This is a genomic window from Streptomyces sp. NPDC002784 (assembly GCF_053592135.1).
In genome coordinates this window covers 79,140-95,898 of record NZ_JBSFVD010000020.1, presented here as the reverse complement: position 1 = coordinate 95,898, position 16,759 = coordinate 79,140, and the positions used below count along the sequence as shown (strand labels likewise).

The window sequence follows — 16,759 nt, the reverse complement described above, 5'->3', positions numbered from 1 at the left end:
CCGCCTGACGGGGGAGAAGGAAGTCGGCCTAGAGTCGGCGGGTGGCCAGGGTCAGCCGGTCGCGGGCGTCGAACAGGGCGTCCTTGACCAGCTGTTCGTGGGCCGGGGTCAGCCGGGCCACCGGGACCGAGCAGCTGATCGCGTCGCGGGCCGGGGTGCGGTAGGGGATCGCCACGCCGAAGCAGCGCAGGCCCAGGGTGTTCTCCTCGCGGTCCACGGCGAAGCCCTGCTCGCGGACCTGGTGCAGCTCCTCGATGAGCCGCTCGCGGTCCGTGATCGTGTTCTCGGTCAGCGCCGGAAGCGTCTCGGGGAGCATCTTGCGGACCTGCTCGTCGGTGAAGGTGCTGAGCAGCGCCTTGCCGAGGGAGGTCGAGTGGGCGGGCAGCCGGCGGCCCACGCGGGTGAAGGGGCGCAGGTAGTGCTGGGACTGGCGGGTGGCCAGGTAGACCACGTTCGTGCCGTCCAGGCGCGCCAGGTGGATGGTCTCGGTGGTGTCGTCCGACAGCCGGTCCAGCGTCGGACGCGCCGCCGCGACCACCTCGTCGCCGTCGATGTACGAGGTGCCGACCAGCAGCGCCCGCACCCCGATGCCGTACCGCGTGCCCGTCGCGTCGGTCTCCACCCAGCCCAGTTCCACCAGGGTCCGCAGCAGCATGTACAGGCTGGACTTGGGGTAGCCGACGGCCTCCTGGACCGCGGCGAGGGAGTGCATGCCGGGGCGTCCGGCGAAGTACTCGAGCAGTTCAACCGTCCGCACGGCGGACTTGACCTGCGCCCCGCCCCCCGTCTCGCCTGCCGACATCGCGCTTGACCCCTTCGTTCGGCGGGAAATAGTCTCGCAAGCATATTCACCATGCGGGACAGCGTTCAGTATATCGAACAACCCAGGTGGATGACCCCCGTACTGCGGCAATACATGTGGAGGGACCCGCGGTGGCAGCAGCACCAGTCTGGAGTGTCGACCCCCGAACCGGGAAGCAGCGCGAGCAGGTTGCGGTGGAGGCCACAGCCCAGGAGGTGGACGCGGCCGTCCGCGCCGCGCAGGAGGCGCGGGGCGCCCTCGCCGACCGGACGGTCCGCGCGGCCTTCCTGCGCACCGCCGCGGACCGGCTCCAGGACGCCAAGGACCGGCTCGTCGAGGCCGCCGACGCCGAGACCGCGCTCGGCCCGGTCCGGCTGACCGGCGAACTCGCCCGCACCTGCTACCAGCTGCGCGCCTTCGCGGACATCGTGGACGAGGGCGCCTTCCTGGACATCGTCATCGACCACCCCGACGACACCGCGACCCCGCCGGTCCCGGACCTGCGCCGCTACAAGGTGCCGCTCGGGGTCGTCGCCGTCTACTCCGCCTCCAACTTCCCCTTCGCCTTCTCGGTCGCGGGCGGCGACACGGCGAGCGCGCTCGCCGCCGGCTGCCCGGTGGTCGTCAAGGCCCACCCCGACCACCCGGCGCTGTCCGAGCTGGTCGCCCAGGTCCTGCGGGACGCCGCCGCCGAGCACGGCATCCCCGAGGGAGTCCTCGGCCTGGTCCACGGCTTCGAGGCGGGCGTCGAGCTGATCAAGCACCCGCTGGTCTCCGCGGCCGGGTTCACCGGTTCGGTACGCGGCGGGCGGGCCCTCTTCGACGCGGCGGCGGCGCGGCCGGTGCCGATCCCGTTCCACGGCGAGCTGGGCTCGCTGAACCCCGTGCTCATCACGGAGGCCGCCGCGGCCGAGCGGCCCGACGCCATCGGCACCGGGCTCGCGGGCTCGATGACCATGGGCGTCGGCCAGTTCTGCGTGAAGCCGGGGCTGGTGCTCGCGCCGGCCGGTGACGCGGGGGACCAGCTGGTCAAGTCCCTCACGGACGCCGTGAGCGGCGTCGACGCCGGGGTCCTGCTCGACCACCGGATGCGGGACAACTTCGTCGCCGGGGTCGCCGAGCGCGCCGAACTGCCCGAGGTGACCTCCCCGGTGACCCCGGGAGCGGGCGGCGAGCACACGGTGAGCCCGGGCTTCCTGACCGTCCCGGCGGCCAAGCTCGCCCGGGAAGGCGAGCACGACCTGCTGCTGGAGGAGTGCTTCGGGCCCGTCACGGTCGTCGTGCGCTACACGGACGAGTCCGAGGCCAAGGCGGTGCTGTCGCGGCTGCCCGGCAACCTGACCGCGACCGTCCATCTGTCCTCGGAGGAGGCCGCCGGTCAGGGCCGCGGCCCCGAACTGCTCGCGGAACTCACGCCGTTGGCGGGGCGCGTGCTGGTCAACGGCTGGCCGACGGGCGTCGCCGTGGCCCCCGCCCAGCATCACGGCGGCCCCTACCCGGCCACGACCTCCACGTCGACCTCCGTGGGCGGCACGGCCATCGAGCGGTGGCTGCGCCCGGTCGCCTACCAGGGCGCGCCCGAGGCCCTGCTGCCGCCGGAACTGAGGGACGACAATCCGCTGGGACTGCCGCGTAGGTTCAACGGCCGTCTGGAACGCTAGGACGATGGAACTGAAACTCCCCGAACTGCCCTTCCCGCTGCGCACCTACGGCCCCGACGGCCACTGGTCCTACGAGGACGGGATCCTCACCGGCTGGGCCGGCGCCCGGCAGGACCGGTTCGTGCCGCCCACCGGTGACGCACTGGACCCGGCCACCGACGCGCCCCGCCTGCTCGGGGCGCCCGAGGGGGAGTTCCAGCTCATCGCCCGGGTGACCGTCGGGTTCGCCGGTGCCTTCGACGCCGGGGTGCTGTACGTCCACGTCGGCGAGCGGGCCTGGGCGAAGCTCTGCCTGGAGAACTCCCCGGACGTGCCCACCGTCTGCACGGTGGTCACCCGGGGACACTCCGACGACGCCAACTCCTTCACCGTGGAGGGAAGTTCGGTGTGGCTGCGGGTCAGCCGCACCGGACGTGCCTTCGCCTTCCACGCCTCCCGCGACGGCGAACGGTGGACCTTCGTCCGGCTGTTCACGCTCGCCGACGAGCAGGAGACCGACGCGGCCCTCGTCGGCTTCATGACCCAGTCGCCGCTCGGCGAGGGCTGCGTCGTGACGTACGACCACATCGCCTTCCGGTCTACCTGGCCGCGCGATCTGCGAGACGGAAGCTGACCACGAAGGTCACCGCCAGCAGCGCCGCGCTGATGCCGACCGACACCCGCATCCCGGTCACGAAACCGTCGGAGAGCAGCGCCCCGAAGACCGCGATCCCGAGGGCTCCGGACACCTGACGCGCCGCGTTCAGGACACCGGCCGTCAGACCCGCCCGCTCCGCCGGCACGGCGTCCATCATCGCCGCGGTCAGCGACGGCACCGTGAGCGCGCAGCCCAGCGCCATGGGGACCAGCAGCACCGCCAGCAGGCCCGGCGGCGTGCCGGCGTCGACGTACAGCAGGAGGAGCAGTCCCGCGACGGCCAGGCCCTGGCCCAGCAGCATGGGCAGGCGGGTGCCGTGGCGGCTCGCGAGCTTGCCCGCGATCACGTTCGTCACCGCGATCAGGCCGGTCATCGGCAGGAACAGCAGGCCCGTGTGGAGCGCGCTCAGCCCTTGGACCTGCTGGAAGAAGAGCGAGAAGACGAAGACCATGCTGTAGAAGGCGACGCTGATCGCCGCTCCCGTCGCGACCGCCGAGGTCACCGTCCGGTTGCGGAACAGGGCGAGCGGCACGAGCGGATGCGGATGGCGCGCCTCGATGCGCAGGAACGCCGCCGCCGACACCACGGCCACCCCCAGCGCGGCCCAGCCCACCGTCCCGCCCTCGATCACCGCGAACGCCAGCGAGGTCAGCGCCAGCACCGCCGTCACCTGGCCCGGGACGTCCAGCGGCGCCGGACGGCGGGCGGAGCGGGGGGCCCGGCGGAGCAGGACCACGATCAGCAGGCCCACCGGCAGGTTCACGAAGAAGATCCACCGCCAGTCGAGGGCCGTCGTCAGCGCCCCGCCCGCCACCGGACCGAGCGCCACCGCCACCGAACCGCCCGCCGCCCACGCGGCCACCGCCCGGGCCCGCCCCGCCGTGTCGGGGTACGCCTGCCGCACCAGCGCCAGCGAGGCCGGGAGCACGACCGCCGCCGCCACGCCCTGCGCCACCCGCGCGCCGAGCAGCACCGGGAGGTTCGGGGCCAGGCCGCAGGCGATCGAGGCCAGGGTGAACACCGCGGTGCCGAGCGCGTACGCCCGGCTCGCGCCCACCCGGTCGGAGAAGGCGCCGGTGGAGAGCATCAGCGCCGCGAAGGGCAGCGTGTAGGCGTCCACCACCCACTGGAGTCCCGACATGCCACTGCCGAAGGAGTCGCCGATCGCGGGCAGGGCCACGTTCACCACGGAGGCGTCGAGGCAGATCAGCCCGAAGCCGAGGAGCGCCGCGGTGAGGGTGAGCGCGGGAGAGGGCCGCTGGGGGTGCGACGGGGTGCCGGTGCCCGTCGGTGCGGCGGTCTGCTTCGTTGACATGCCCCCATCCTGCGGATCTTGGGCGCCGTACAGTAGTGGCCCGAATGCCATACGTCCGGAGGTTCTGGCCATGCACCGTGTCGCCGTCATCGCTCCCTTCCGGGTGTCGATGTTCAACCTCGCCATCCCCGAGCTGTTCTTCGAGCGGACCCTCGTCGACGGCGCGCCCGGGTACGAGGTGACCGTCTGCACCCCGGAACCGGGGACGATCGTCACGACCGGCGGCCTGGACCTGCACGTCGGCCGGGGCCTGGAGGTCCTCGACGACGCCGACACCGTGCTCGTCGCCGGCACCGGAGAGCGGTTCGCGCCCGAGCCGCGCACCGTCGCCGCCGTCCGCCGGGCCGCGGCCGCCGGCAAGCGCGTCGCCTCCATCTGCAGCGGCGCCTTCGTGCTCGCCGAGGCCGGACTGCTCGACGGCCGCAGCGCCACCACCTACTGGCAGCTGACCCGGGAACTGCGCGAGCGCTACCCGGCGCTCGATGTGCAGGGCGACGTCCTGTACGTCCAGGACGGCCAGATCCTCACCGCGTCCGGCTACGCGGCCGGCATCGACATGTGCCTGCACATCATCCGCACCGACTACGGCGCCGCCGTCGCCAACGAGGTGGCCCGCCTCGCCCTGGTCGCGCCGGTCCGGCCCGGCGGGCAGACCCAGTTCACCCAGACCCCGCTGCCGCCCGAGCGCGGCACCGCCTGCGCCGACACCCGGGCCTGGGCCATGCGCAACCTCGACAAGCCGCTCACCCTCACCGACCTGGCCCGGCACGCGGGGGTGAGCGTGCGCACCCTCAGCCGCCGGTTCCACGCCGAGAGCGGGGTGAGCCCGCTGCAGTGGCTGCTCCACCAGCGCGTCGAGCGGGCCCGGGAACTGCTGGAGACCACCACGCTGGCGATGGACCAGGTGGCCCGCGCCTGCGGCCTGGGCACCGCCGACTCGCTCCGCGCCCACCTGGTCCGCCGCACCGGACTGACCCCGAGCGCCTACCGGGCCCAGTTCAGCCGCCTCGGGACGGCCCAGGGAATGAACCCGGCCGCTTGAACGTTCACATATCTTCGCGGAGGGCGTCTCCGCGCCCGCCCGACCCGGAGAGAGCCGAGAACCATGCGCGTCGAGATCTGGAGCGACATCGCCTGCCCCTGGTGCTACGTGGGCAAGGCCCGCTTCGAGAAGGCGCTCGCGGCCTTCCCGCACCACGACCGGGTCGAGGTCGTCCACCGCTCCTTCGAGCTGGACCCGGACCGAGCCAAGGACGACACCGGCCCGGTGGTCCCGATGCTCGCGAAGAAGTACGGCATCAGCGAGGCGCAGGCCCAGGCCGCGGAGGACAACCTCGGCACCCAGGCCGCCGCCGAGGGCCTCGCCTACCGCACCCGTGGCCGCGACCACGGCAGCACCTTCGACATGCACCGCCTGCTGCACTTCGCCAGGGAACACGGCCGTCAGGACGAGCTGCTCCAGGCCCTGTACGAGGCGAACTTCGCCGAGGAGGACTCCGTCTTCGGCGACGACGAGCGGCTCGTGCGGCTCGCCGTCGCCGCCGGTCTCGACGCGGACGGCGCCCGCACGGTGCTCGCCGACCCCGCCGCCCACGCCGACGACGTCCGCGCCGACGAGCGCGAGGCCGCCCGGCTCGGCGCGACGGGTGTCCCCTTCTTCGTCATCGACCGCACATACGGCATCTCCGGCGCCCAGCCCGCCGAGGTCTTCGCCCAGGCCCTCACCCAGGCGTGGGGCGAGCGCTCCCCGCTGACCCTGATCGACCAGGGCGAGGCCGAGGCATGCGGTCCCGACGGCTGCGCGGTGCCGCAGAGCTGAAAGCGCAGGTCGGCGCGGACCTATAAGGACCGCTTAGCGAAACCACGTACATATTCGCAATGGACGGGGAGTTCCAGGGGCCGCAGAGTGGTCCCATGGAGACCTTCGAGAGCCTCGTCCGTGCCGAGTTCGCCCCGGAGCACACCTTCCTCAACACCGCCAGCAACGGCCTCCTGCCGGCCCGCACCGTCACCGCCGTACAGGAGGCCCTGCGGATGCGGGCCGAAGGGCGGCCGATCGGCTCCCTCTACGAGGACGCGGAGCGTGTCCGGGCCGCGTTCGCCCGGCTGGCCGGGGTGCCGGTGGAGCGGGTCGCGATGGGGGCCTCGGTCGCCGAGTACGGCGGGCTGGTCGCGGCCTCGCTGCCCGCGGGAGCCGAAGTCCTCACCGCCGAGGCCGACTTCGCCTCCCTGGTGAACCCCTTCCACATGCGCGGCGACCTCAAGGTGCGGGCCGTGCCGCTGGAGCGGATCGCCGAGTCGGTCCGGCCGGGCACCGCGCTGGTCGCGGTCAGCGCCGTCCAGTCCGCCGACGGGCGCCTCGCCGATCTGACCGCGGTGCGCGAGGCGGCCGGTGCGCACGGCGCCCGGACCTACGTCGACGCCTCCCAGTCGGCGGGCTGGCTGCCCATGGAGGCCGGCTCGTACGACTTCCTCGCCGCTGTCGGCTTCAAGTGGCTGATGGGCCCGCACGGGAACGCCTTCTTCGTCACCCCCGAGGACTTCGGCGGTCTGACCCCGCTGCTCGCGGGCTGGGTCGCGGGCGAGCTGCCCTGGGAGAGCTGCTACGGCCCGGTCCAGGAACTCGCCCACTCCGCACGCCGGTTCGACGTCAGCCCCTCGCTCCTGACCTACGCCGGCCTGGCCGCGTCCCTCTCCCTCATCGAGGAGCTGGGCGTCGACGCCGTGCACACCCACGACGTCGCACTCGCCGACCGCTTCCGCTCCGGCCTCGCCGACCTCGGCCACACCCCGCTCCCGTCCCCGGGCTCGGCGATCGTCTCGGTCCCGCGACTCGGCCACCGCCAGACGGAGTTGAGCGAGGCGGGCATCGAGGTCTCCAACCGCGCGGGCAACCTGCGCGCCGCCTTCCACCTCTACAACACCCCCACCGACGTGGACCGCCTGCTGACGGCTCTCTCGTCCTGACGGGTGTCACGGGCGACGCGGCCGGCTCCGGAACGTACGGGAGACGGCCGCGTCGACGGCGTAACTCTGATGCGGGGCGGGGCTACTTCACCGGCGTGAAGTCCCGGGCGCCGATGAACTCCGGCCGCCGTACCGGAGCCGCGAACGGCTCGACCGCCTTGTTCTCCACGCTGTTGAACACGATGAAGACGTTGCTGCGCGGGAACGGCGTGATGTTGTCACCCGAACCGTGCATGCAGTTGCAGTCGAACCAGGTCGCCGAACCGGCCCGGCCGGTGAACAGCCGGATGCCGTGCTGGGCGGCCAGCGAGGTCAGCGCCTCGTCCGAGGGCGTGCCCGCGTCCTGCATCTGCAGGGACTTCTTGTAGTTGTCCTTCGGCGTGGCCCCCGCGCAGCCGAGGAACGTCTTGTGCGACCCCGGCATGATCATGAGTCCGCCGTTGGTGTCGTAGTTCTCGGTCAGCGCGACCGAGACGGACACGGTACGCATGTTCGGCAGGCCGTCCTCGGCGTGCCAGGTCTCGAAGTCCGAGTGCCAGTAGAAGCCGCTGGCGCCGAACCCGGGCTTGACGTTGATCCGGGACTGGTGGACGTACACGTCCGAGCCGAGCAGCTGCCGGGCCCGCCCGACGACCCGCTCGTCGCGCACCAGCCGGGCGAACACCTCGCTGATCCTGTGCACCTCGAAGACCGACCGGATCTCCTTGGACTGCGGCTCGATGATCGAGCGTTCGTCGGCGCGGATCTCCGGGTCGGTGACCAGCCGCTCCAGCTCCCGCCGGTAGACGGCGACCTCGTCGTCGGTGATGAGCTGGTCGACGGCGAGGAAGCCGTCGCGCTCGTACGCCTGGAGGTCCGGGTCCGAGATCGGGCCCGGCGTGCCGGGCGGGGACCAGACGACCGGGTCGCGGCGGGGGGTCGTCACCTCGGTGGCGCCCCGGCTCGGGTACAGATCGGTCATCTCGGTCATCTCAGTCATCGTCATGATGCGTCACACCTCCTCGTCCTCGGTGAGCAGCGGATACACGCCGTTCTCGTCGTGGTCCTCCCGGCCGGTCACCGGCGGGTTGAAGACGCAGATGCAGCGGAAGTCCTGCTTGACCCGCAGCGTGTGCCTCTCGTGGCCGTCCAGGAGGTACATGGTCCCGGGCGTGATCGAGTGGGTCAGCCCGGACTCGTGATCGGTCAGTTCGGCCTCGCCCTCGACGCAGACGACCGCCTCGATGTGGTTCGCGTACCACATCGACGTCTCCGTCCCCGCGTAGAGGATCGTCTCGTGCAGCGAGAAGCCGACCCGCTCCTTGGCGAGGACGATGCGTTTGCTCTCCCATGTGCCGGACGCGGCCTTCACATGCCGGTCGGTGCCTTCGATGTCCTTGAACGAACGGACGATCACGGTTCTGGACGCCTCCTGATCAGATGGTTTCTCGGACGGACCGGGCGAGGACGCTCAGGCCCTCGTCCAGCTCCTCGGGGGTGATGGTGAGGGCGGGCAGCAGCTTGACGACCTCGCTCTCGGGGCCGGACGTCTCGATGAGCAGCCCGAGTTCGAAGGCGCGCCGCGCGACACGCTCGGCACGGGCCTTCTCGTGGAACTCCAGACCCCACACCAGGCCGCGGCCCCGGTACTCCTTCACATCGGCGAGGTTCTCCTCGGTGATGGAGATCAGCGCCTGCTCGACCTGCTCACCGCGGGTCCGGGTCTGCTTCTCCATCGCCGAGCCGTCGGCCCAGTAGGTCTCCAGGGCGGCGGTGGCGGTGACGAAGGCGGGGTTGTTGCCGCGGAAGGTGCCGTTGTGCTCGCCCGGCTCCCAGATGTCCAGCTCGGGCTTGAACAGGCAGAGCGACATGGGCAGTCCGTAGCCGCTGATGGACTTGGACACGGTGACGATGTCCGGGGTGATGCCCGCCTCCTCGAAGGAGAAGAAGGCACCGGTACGGCCGCACCCCATCTGGATGTCGTCCACGATCAGCAGCATGTCCTGGCGCTCGCACAGCCCGGCGAGCGCGCGCAGCCACTCCGCGCGGGCGACGTTGATGCCGCCCTCGCCCTGCACGGTCTCCACGATCACCGCGGCCGGCTTGTTGAGCCCGGAGCCCTGGTCCTCCAGGAGCCGCTCGAACCACAGGAAGTCGGGGACCTGGCCGTCGAAGTAGTTGTCGAACGGCATGGGCGTGCCGTGCACCAGCGGGATGCCGGCGCCGGCCCGCTTGAAGGCGTTGCCGGTGACGGCGAGCGAGCCCAGCGACATGCCGTGGAAGGCGTTGGTGAACGAGACGATGGCCTCGCGCCCCTTCACCTTCCGCGCCAGCTTCAGCGCGGACTCCACGGCGTTGGTGCCCGTCGGCCCCGGGAACATGACCTTGTACGGCAGGTCACGCGGCCGCAGCACCAGGTCCTGGAAGGTCTGCAGGAAGGCCCGCTTGGCGGTGGTCGACATGTCGAGCCCGTGCGTGACGCCGTCCCGCTCCAGGTAGTCGAGCAGCGCCCGTTTCAGGACCGGGTTGTTGTGCCCGTAGTTCAGTGATCCGGCGCCGGCGAAGAAGTCCAGGTACTCGTGGCCGTCCTCGTCGTACATACGGCTGCCACGCGCACGGTCGAAGACGGTGGGCCAGCCTCGGCAGTAGCTGCGCACCTCGGACTCCAGGGTCTGGAAGACGCTGAGGTCGGGCTGGGTGATGGTCACGACGAATCGCTCCTCGATGCGTGGGGAGTTCAGTGGGTGAGGGGACCGATGCGGTACAGGACTTCCGGGTCGTGCGGCCCGTCGGGGAACAGGCCCGTCTCGAACAGCACCTCGCGCTCCAGCGCGGCGCCGTGCCGTTCGGCGAACGAGGTGAACAGCCGCTCGGAGGCGGTGTTGCCGGGTGTGATGGTGGTCTCGACGCGGGTGACGCCGTACTCGCCGCCGACCCGGGCGGCCAGACCGTCGAGCAGCGCGGCGGCGAGACCGCGTCCGCGGTACGCGTCGTCCACCGCCACCTGCCAGACGAGCAGGGTGTGCGGACGGTCCGGCCGCACGTAGCCGGTGACGAAGCCGACCGGCTGCCCGTGCTCGTCGCGGGCGACCGCCGAGGTGCCGGCGAAGTCGCGGCACCACAGCAGATAGCTGTAGGACGAGTTCAGGTCGAGGGCTTTGGAGTCCCGGGCGATCCGCCACAGCGCGGCGCCGTCGGCCACCGTCGGCCGGTCGATTTGCAGGTCTGCTTGTGCGGCAGTCATGCGAATTGAACTTACCGATGGCAATTGAAAAATGCATGGCCGTGCGGGGTTCCGTGGCGTGGCTGGATATGTTATCCGCGCGAGGAGGGAAACACCCGGTTTGCCCGTGAGAAAGGCCGCGAAACGGACGCGATGTGTAACGCGTCACAGCCATGTAATCCCCACGAAGCCTGCCCGAATTACTCCGCTTGGCGTTCGCGAAATCTTTGCGTTTAGCTCGAAAAAAACGGGGAAGAAGAGAACGGGAAGCTGCCCGTCAAAAACAATTCATAATTACCTTGAATTCAGCATTCGGTAACCTCCAGTGCGGCCCCCAGTGCCGCCAGGCACCGCCGTACCGTTTCCGGGGTCGCGTCCGTGCCGTAGTGGTTCACCCGGATCATCTCCTTGGCCAGCGCGCCCCCGCCCGCGGCGAGCGGCAGCGTGGGGTCCAGGCTCAGGGCCCTGGCCACCACCGCCGAGGCGTCCACCCCGGACGGGGTCCGCAGGGTCGTCGCGACCGGCGCCGCCTCCGCCGCCTGGTGCACGTACGGCTCCAGCCCGCCGCCCAGGGCGACCGCACCCGCGCGGGTCGCCGCCGCGGCCGCCGCGTGCCGGGCCATCACCGTGTCCAGGCCCTCCGCCTCGATGCGCTCCACGCACGCGTCCAGCGCCAGCATCTCCAGTTGGGCCGGGGCGTGCAGCAGGGCGCGACGGCCGCCGTCGATCCACCTCTCCTTCCAGTCCAGCAAGGAGAGGTACGAGCGGCGAGGGGCCTGGGGGTTCGCAGCCATCCGCGTCCACGCCCGCTCGCTCACCGACACCGCCGACACTCCCGCCGGGCCGCCCATCGCCTTCTGTGCCCCGATCACGCACAGGTCGACGCCCCACGCGTCCGGCAGGACCGGCTCCGCGCCGATCGAGGCCACCGCGTCCAGGTAGAACAGGGCGCCGTGCGCGCGGACGACCTCCCCGATCTCCGCCACCGGGTTGGTGTTGCCCGTCGCCGCCTCCGCGTGGACCAGGGAGACGAAGTCGATCTCCGGGTGCTCGGTGAGGGCCTCGGAGATCTGCGCGGCCGTGACCGCCGTGTGGAAGGGCACCGCCAGATCGATGACCGTGGCGCCGCAGTCCCGCAGCCAGTCGCCGAAGGTCTGCCCGTAGGGGCCGGTGATCACGTTGAGGGCGGTCGTGCCGGGGCCCGCGGCGCCGCGGATCGCGCCCTCCAGCGGGAGCAGCGCCTCGCCCTGCATGATCACGACGTCCTGCCGGGTGTCCAGCAGCCGCGCCACCCGGTCCTCGATCGAGGCGAACTGCGCTGCGCTCAGCGGGGCGAGATCCAGGAAGGGGTGGGTCACGGCGGTGCTCTCTTCTCGGTCATGGGGCTGGATGGAGTCGAGCGTAGTGCCCGCCCCGAGGGGGCTCCGCTCCCGACTTCTTAGGCCGAACGCCCCGACAGCCATGGGTTTGTTTTGAGAGACTCAAACTTCTCCTTATAATCGGAACGCACAGTTCCCGTACAGGAGGCTCCCCCGTGAAGACGACCTTCGGGCGCCGGACCCGCATTCTGGCCGCCACCACCGCGACGGCCGGGCTGGTGCTCGTGGCCGGCTGCTCCTCGGACGACGACGGCGGCAGCGGCAGCAAGACCGCCGCCGGCGGCGTCGAGCTCGTCAAGGCGGGCCGGCTCACCACCTGCACCCACCTGCCGTACCCGCCCTTCCAGTCGGAGATCGACGGCAAGGTGCAGGGCTTCGACGTCTCGCTCATCGACCTCGTCGCCGAGGACCTGGGCGTGCAGCAGGACATCGTCGACCAGCCCTTCGAGAACTTCAAGACCGGTGGATCCCTCAACGCCGGCCAGTGCGACCTCGCCGCCGCCGGCATGACCATCACCGAGGAGCGCAAGAAGAACGTCGACTTCTCGGACCCGTACTTCGAGGCCACCCAGGCCGTCCTCGCCGACAAGGACAGCGGCGTCGCGTCCTTCGCGGACCTCAAGGGCAAGAAGGTCGGCGCCCAGGCGCAGACCACGGGTGAGGACTACGCCAAGAGCCAGGGCCTGGACCCGGTCTCCTTCGAGTCCTCCGACGCCGTCCTCAACGGCCTGCGCACCGGCCAGGTCGACGCCGTCGTCATCGACTACCCGGTCGTGCGGGGCTGGCTGAAGGACAAGGCCAACGCCGACGCCTTCGAGGTCGCCGAGCAGATCAACACTGGTGAGCAGTACGGCTTCACGGTGAAGAAGGGCAACGCCAAGCTCCTCGCCGCGATCAACAAGGCGCTCGCCGACGCCAAGGCCGACGGCACGTACAAGGAGATCTACGAGAAGTGGATCGGCCCGTACGACGAGTCCGCCGCCTCGCCGTCCGCGTCGGCGTCCTGACCCCCATGGCCGATTCGGACGTACAACTGCAGCCCAAGAAAAAGGGACTGACCCGGCGTCAGAAGCGCAAGCTGTCCCAGGGCATCCAGTACCTCGTCTTCGTCGCGGCCGTGATCGCCTTCGCGCTCGCGGCCGACTGGGACCGTCTGCGGAACCAGTTCGCGCAGGCGGACATCGCCGAGCAGATGTTCCCGGAGATCATCACGCTGGCGCTGAAGAACACCGTGCTGTACACCCTGTCCGGGTTCGCCTTCGGACTGGTCCTCGGCATGGTGATCGCGCTGATGCGGCTGTCGTCCGTGGGCCCGTACCGCTGGTTCGCCGGGGTGTACATCGAGATCTTCCGGGGCCTGCCCGCCCTGCTGATCTTCATCTTCATCGGGGTGGCCGTGCCGCTGGCCTTCCCGGGCACGGAGATCCCCGGCGGCACCTACGGCAAGGTCGCGCTCGCGCTCGGCCTGGTGGCGGCCGCGTACATGGCCGAGACGATCCGCGCGGGCATCCAGGCGGTGCCCAAGGGACAGCTGGAGGCGGCCCGCTCGCTGGGCTTCTCGCCCGCCCGCGCGATGGTCTCGATCGTCCTCCCGCAGGCGTTCCGGATCATCCTGCCGCCGCTGACCAACGAGCTGGTCCTGCTCTTCAAGGACTCCTCGCTGGTGCTGTTCCTCGGTGTCACCCTGGAGGAGCGCGAGCTGTCCAAGTACGGCCGTGACCTGGCCAGCACCACCGCCAACTCCACGCCGATCCTGGTCGCGGGCCTGTGCTACCTGCTGGTCACGATCCCGCTCGGCTTCGTCGTGCGCCGCATGGAGGCCAAGGCCCAGGAGGCCGTGAAGTGAGTCGTCCCGAGATCCGCGTCAAGGGCCTGCACAAGTCCTTCGGCGACAACGAGGTGCTGCGCGGCATCGACCTGGAGATCCGGCAGGGCGAGGTCGTCTGTGTCATCGGCCCGTCCGGCTCCGGCAAGTCGACGCTGCTGCGGTGCGTCAACCTGCTGGAGGAGCCGACCCGGGGCCAGGTCTTCGTCGGCGGTACCGAACTCACCGACCCGGACGTCGACATCGACGCCGTCCGCCGCCGTATCGGCATGGTCTTCCAGCAGTTCAACCTCTTCCCGCATCTGACGGTGACCGAGAACCTCACGCTGCCGCAGCGCCGGGTGCTCCGGCGCGGCAAGGCGCAGGCCGCCGAGGTCGCCGCCGAGAACCTGGCGCGGGTCGGCCTCGCGGAGAAGGCGGACGCCTACCCGTCCTCCCTCTCCGGCGGCCAGCAGCAGCGGGTGGCCATCGCCCGTTCGCTGGCCATGGGCCCCGAGGTGATGCTCTTCGACGAGCCGACCTCGGCGCTCGACCCGGAGCTGGTCGGCGATGTCCTCGCGGTCATGCGCATGCTGGCCGACGAGGGCATGACGATGATGGTCGTCACCCACGAGATGACCTTCGCCCGCGAGGTCGCCGACCGGGTCGTCTTCATGGACGGCGGAGTGATCGTCGAGGACGGCACCCCGGACCAGGTCATCGGCAGCCCCCGCCACGAACGCACCCGCCACTTCCTGTCCCGTCTGCTGGACCCGGCGATGGCCGAGGTGGAGGAGGAGACCTCGGACCAGGTGGGGAAGTCCGAGTAGCGGCTGACTAGTGTGCGGTGCATGAGCGATCACGCGGTGCTGCACGTGCGAGGCCGGGTCCTGGCCGGGCCCGACGACGTCCGGGACGAGCTGTGGGTCATCGACGGCCGGATCTCCTACGACCGCCCCACGGCCGCCCAGGACATCCGTACCGTCGACGGCTGGGCCCTGCCCGGCCTCGTCGACGCGCACTGCCATGTCGGGCTCGGCGCGCACGGCCCCGTGGACCGGGACACCGCCGAGCAGCAGGCGCTGACCGACCGCGGGACCGGCACCCTGCTGATCCGGGACGCGGGCTCCCCCTCCGACACCCGCTGGACCGACGACCGCGCGGACCTCCCGAAGATCATCCGGGCGGGCCGGCACATCGCCCGCACCCGCCGCTACATCCGCGGCTACGCCCACGAGATCGAGCCGCACGACCTGGTCGCCCACGTGGCCCAGGAGGCCCGCCGCGGCGACGGCTGGGTGAAGCTGGTCGGCGACTGGATCGACCGCGACCTCGGCGACCTCGCCCCCAGCTGGCCGCGCGAGGCGGCCGAGGCGGCCATCGCCGAGGCCCACCGCCTCGGCGCCCGCGTCACCGCGCACTGCTTCGCCGAGAACTCCCTGCGGGACCTGGTGGAGGCGGGCATCGACTGCATCGAGCACGCCACCGGGCTGACCGACGAGCTGATCCCGCTGTTCGCCGAGCGCGGTGTCGCCATCGTGCCGACCCTGGTCAACATCGCGACCTTCCCCAAGCTCGCCAAGGGCGGCGAGAGCAAGTTCCCCCGCTGGTCGGCCCATATGCGCCGGCTCCACGAACGCCGCTACGACACCGTCCGCGGCGCCTACGACGCCGGCATTCCGGTCTTCGTCGGCACCGACGCCGGGGGCACCCTGCCGCACGGCCTGGTCGCCGCCGAGGTCGAGGAACTGGTCACCGCCGGCATCCCGCCCCTCCAGGCGCTCTCGGCGACCACATGGGGCGCACGGCGCTGGCTCGGGCGCCCCGGACTCGACGAAGGAGCGCCGGCGGACCTGGTGGTGTACGAGACGGACCCGAGGGCCGATGTACGGGTGCTGGCCGCGCCGCGGCGGATCGTGCTGAACGGCCGGGTCGTGGGATGACCGGGTGACGGTGGAGAACGTGCGTGCCCAGGGATTCGAAGATGTGCGCGGGACACTCACGTTGGAGTGAACCCTCGTCAGCTCGCTGACGGCCACCCGTGCGCGCGTAATCCTTACGGGGTCCCAAGCATGTCTCTCTGGGGGTCCCACCACCTTGAACGGCAACAATTTCCGCATGCCCGCACGCCGTTTCGCGACCGTCGCGGCGGCCACGGCCCTCGCCGCCGGACCAGCGGCACTGGCCGGCGCGGGCTCCGCGCACGCGACCGAGGACCAGGGCCGGGCGAGCGCCGTCGTGCTGCGCACCGGGCTCGACGTGTCCCTGCTCAACAAGACCGTGAACGTCCCGCTCGCGGTCTCCCTCAACGAGGTCCAGGCACCGCACAGCGACGAACGGACCACGCTCACCGCCCGGTTGGACGGCGTGAACGGCGGACAGCCGTTCAGCGTGCTGCGCGCCGACGTGGCCTCGGCGAAGGCCACGGTCACCGACACGAAGGCCGAGGGCCGCACCCACCTCGCGCAGGCCGGGATCCACGTCCCGGGGCTGCCCCTGCTCTCCCTGATCGAGCTGGAGGGCGTCACCTCCGAGGCGACCTGCGAGGCCGGGAAGGCCCCGGCCGCGACCTCCAACCTGCTCGGCGCGGTGACCGTCCTCGGCAAGAAGGTCACCGTGACCACCGGCGGCACCACCGACGTCCAGGTGCCCGGCGTCGGCGAGGTCCGCCTGGACCTGTCCAGGACGCAGACGACCTCCCGCACGGCCGCCGCCACCGCCCTCGAACTCACCGTGTCCGTCAACCCGTTGAAGCTGAACGTGGCCGAGGTGACCGGCACGGTCACCCTGGCGAAGGCCACCTGTGAGACACCCCCGGTCCGCAGCGAGGAACCCGGGATCGAACCGCAGGGCGCCCCGGCCGAGGAGGCGGGCCTCGCCGAGACCGGCGGCAACTCCATGACCCCGTACCTCGCGGGCGGCGCGCTCGTCCTGCTCACCGCGGGCGGGGGAGCGGTGGCCCTGTCCCGCCGCGGCAAGGGCTGAACCGCGC

The 16,759-nt window shown here is 71.3% G+C and carries 17 protein-coding genes; 10 read left to right on the top strand and 7 right to left on the bottom strand.

Features of this window, described 5'->3' with window-relative positions; translation table 11 throughout:
* Positions 1–28: 28 nt before the first annotated feature.
* Entirely contained in the window at positions 29–802 is a 774-nt protein-coding gene (locus tag ACWD1Z_RS28480; RefSeq protein WP_451122444.1) for an IclR family transcriptional regulator, read from the bottom strand.
* A gap of 131 nt (positions 803–933) precedes the next feature.
* On the opposite strand from ACWD1Z_RS28480, the gene ACWD1Z_RS28475 reads away from it, so the two are divergent.
* Positions 934–2,463 (top strand): aldehyde dehydrogenase (NADP(+)), encoded by a 1,530-nt coding sequence (locus tag ACWD1Z_RS28475; protein ID WP_451122443.1) that lies wholly within the window; start codon positions 934–936, stop codon positions 2,461–2,463.
* 4 nt (positions 2,464–2,467) lie between these two features.
* Positions 2,468–3,076: a DUF1349 domain-containing protein gene (locus tag ACWD1Z_RS28470; RefSeq protein ID WP_451122442.1), complete on the top strand. Its 609-nt coding sequence runs from the start codon at positions 2,468–2,470 to the stop codon at positions 3,074–3,076.
* Here the strand turns inward: ACWD1Z_RS28470 and ACWD1Z_RS28465 are convergent.
* Positions 3,042–4,415, bottom strand: a complete 1,374-nt coding sequence (locus ACWD1Z_RS28465) for an MFS transporter (RefSeq protein WP_451122441.1) — start codon at positions 4,413–4,415, stop codon at positions 3,042–3,044. The two genes, ACWD1Z_RS28470 and ACWD1Z_RS28465, sit on opposite strands and share 35 nt — an antisense overlap.
* Before the next feature lie 70 nt (positions 4,416–4,485).
* Here ACWD1Z_RS28465 and ACWD1Z_RS28460 point away from each other — a divergent pair, with 70 nt between their 5' ends.
* The 3 genes from ACWD1Z_RS28460 to ACWD1Z_RS28450 all read left to right on the top strand — a co-directional run bounded on the left by ACWD1Z_RS28460 (position 4,486) and on the right by ACWD1Z_RS28450 (position 7,382).
* On the top strand, positions 4,486–5,457 hold the full coding sequence (locus ACWD1Z_RS28460) for a GlxA family transcriptional regulator (protein ID WP_451122440.1): 972 nt from the start codon (positions 4,486–4,488) through the stop codon (positions 5,455–5,457).
* 63 nt (positions 5,458–5,520) lie between these two features.
* A complete protein-coding gene (locus ACWD1Z_RS28455) occupies positions 5,521–6,234 on the top strand; it encodes a DsbA family oxidoreductase (RefSeq protein WP_451122439.1) in 714 nt (237 codons plus the stop codon).
* Positions 6,235–6,329: 95 nt separating this feature from the next.
* A complete protein-coding gene (locus ACWD1Z_RS28450; protein ID WP_451122438.1) occupies positions 6,330–7,382 on the top strand; it encodes an aminotransferase class V-fold PLP-dependent enzyme in 1,053 nt (350 codons plus the stop codon).
* Positions 7,383–7,464: 82 nt separating this feature from the next.
* On the opposite strand, the gene thpD is transcribed toward ACWD1Z_RS28450, so the two are convergent.
* The 5 genes from thpD to ACWD1Z_RS28425 form a co-directional block, all read right to left on the bottom strand.
* The gene (gene thpD, locus ACWD1Z_RS28445; protein WP_451122495.1) at positions 7,465–8,361 is read right to left on the bottom strand and encodes an ectoine hydroxylase; all 897 of its coding nucleotides are present in this window, start codon (positions 8,359–8,361) and stop codon (positions 7,465–7,467) included.
* A 12-nt stretch (positions 8,362–8,373) separates the two neighbouring features.
* The gene (locus tag ACWD1Z_RS28440) at positions 8,374–8,778 is read right to left on the bottom strand and encodes an ectoine synthase (RefSeq protein ID WP_389418781.1); all 405 of its coding nucleotides are present in this window, start codon (positions 8,776–8,778) and stop codon (positions 8,374–8,376) included.
* 19 nt (positions 8,779–8,797) lie between these two features.
* Complete coding sequence (ectB, locus tag ACWD1Z_RS28435) at positions 8,798–10,069, bottom strand: diaminobutyrate--2-oxoglutarate transaminase (protein ID WP_451122437.1); 1,272 nt, start codon at positions 10,067–10,069, stop codon at positions 8,798–8,800.
* Positions 10,070–10,098: 29 nt separating this feature from the next.
* The gene (gene ectA, locus ACWD1Z_RS28430) at positions 10,099–10,605 is read right to left on the bottom strand and encodes a diaminobutyrate acetyltransferase (RefSeq protein ID WP_451122436.1); all 507 of its coding nucleotides are present in this window, start codon (positions 10,603–10,605) and stop codon (positions 10,099–10,101) included.
* A gap of 284 nt (positions 10,606–10,889) precedes the next feature.
* Positions 10,890–11,942 carry a pyridoxal-phosphate-dependent aminotransferase family protein gene (locus ACWD1Z_RS28425; RefSeq protein WP_451122435.1) on the bottom strand — a complete coding sequence of 351 codons (1,053 nt, stop codon included), beginning with the start codon at positions 11,940–11,942 and terminating at the stop codon, positions 10,890–10,892.
* Between the two features lie 176 nt (positions 11,943–12,118).
* On the opposite strand from ACWD1Z_RS28425, the gene ACWD1Z_RS28420 reads away from it, so the two are divergent.
* The 5 genes from ACWD1Z_RS28420 to ACWD1Z_RS28400 all read left to right on the top strand — a co-directional run bounded on the left by ACWD1Z_RS28420 (position 12,119) and on the right by ACWD1Z_RS28400 (position 16,752).
* Positions 12,119–12,970: a basic amino acid ABC transporter substrate-binding protein gene (locus ACWD1Z_RS28420; RefSeq protein WP_451122434.1), complete on the top strand. Its 852-nt coding sequence runs from the start codon at positions 12,119–12,121 to the stop codon at positions 12,968–12,970.
* A gap of 5 nt (positions 12,971–12,975) precedes the next feature.
* A complete protein-coding gene (locus ACWD1Z_RS28415; protein ID WP_451122494.1) occupies positions 12,976–13,809 on the top strand; it encodes an amino acid ABC transporter permease in 834 nt (277 codons plus the stop codon).
* Complete coding sequence (locus tag ACWD1Z_RS28410; protein WP_451122433.1) at positions 13,806–14,597, top strand: amino acid ABC transporter ATP-binding protein; 792 nt, start codon at positions 13,806–13,808, stop codon at positions 14,595–14,597. The genes ACWD1Z_RS28415 and ACWD1Z_RS28410 overlap by 4 nt, the downstream gene beginning before the upstream one ends.
* Positions 14,598–14,618: 21 nt before the next feature.
* Positions 14,619–15,710 (top strand): amidohydrolase family protein, encoded by a 1,092-nt coding sequence (locus ACWD1Z_RS28405; RefSeq protein WP_451122432.1) that lies wholly within the window; start codon positions 14,619–14,621, stop codon positions 15,708–15,710.
* Positions 15,711–15,864: 154 nt separating this feature from the next.
* On the top strand, positions 15,865–16,752 hold the full coding sequence (locus ACWD1Z_RS28400) for an SCO1860 family LAETG-anchored protein (protein ID WP_451122431.1): 888 nt from the start codon (positions 15,865–15,867) through the stop codon (positions 16,750–16,752).
* Positions 16,753–16,759 lie beyond the last annotated feature (7 nt).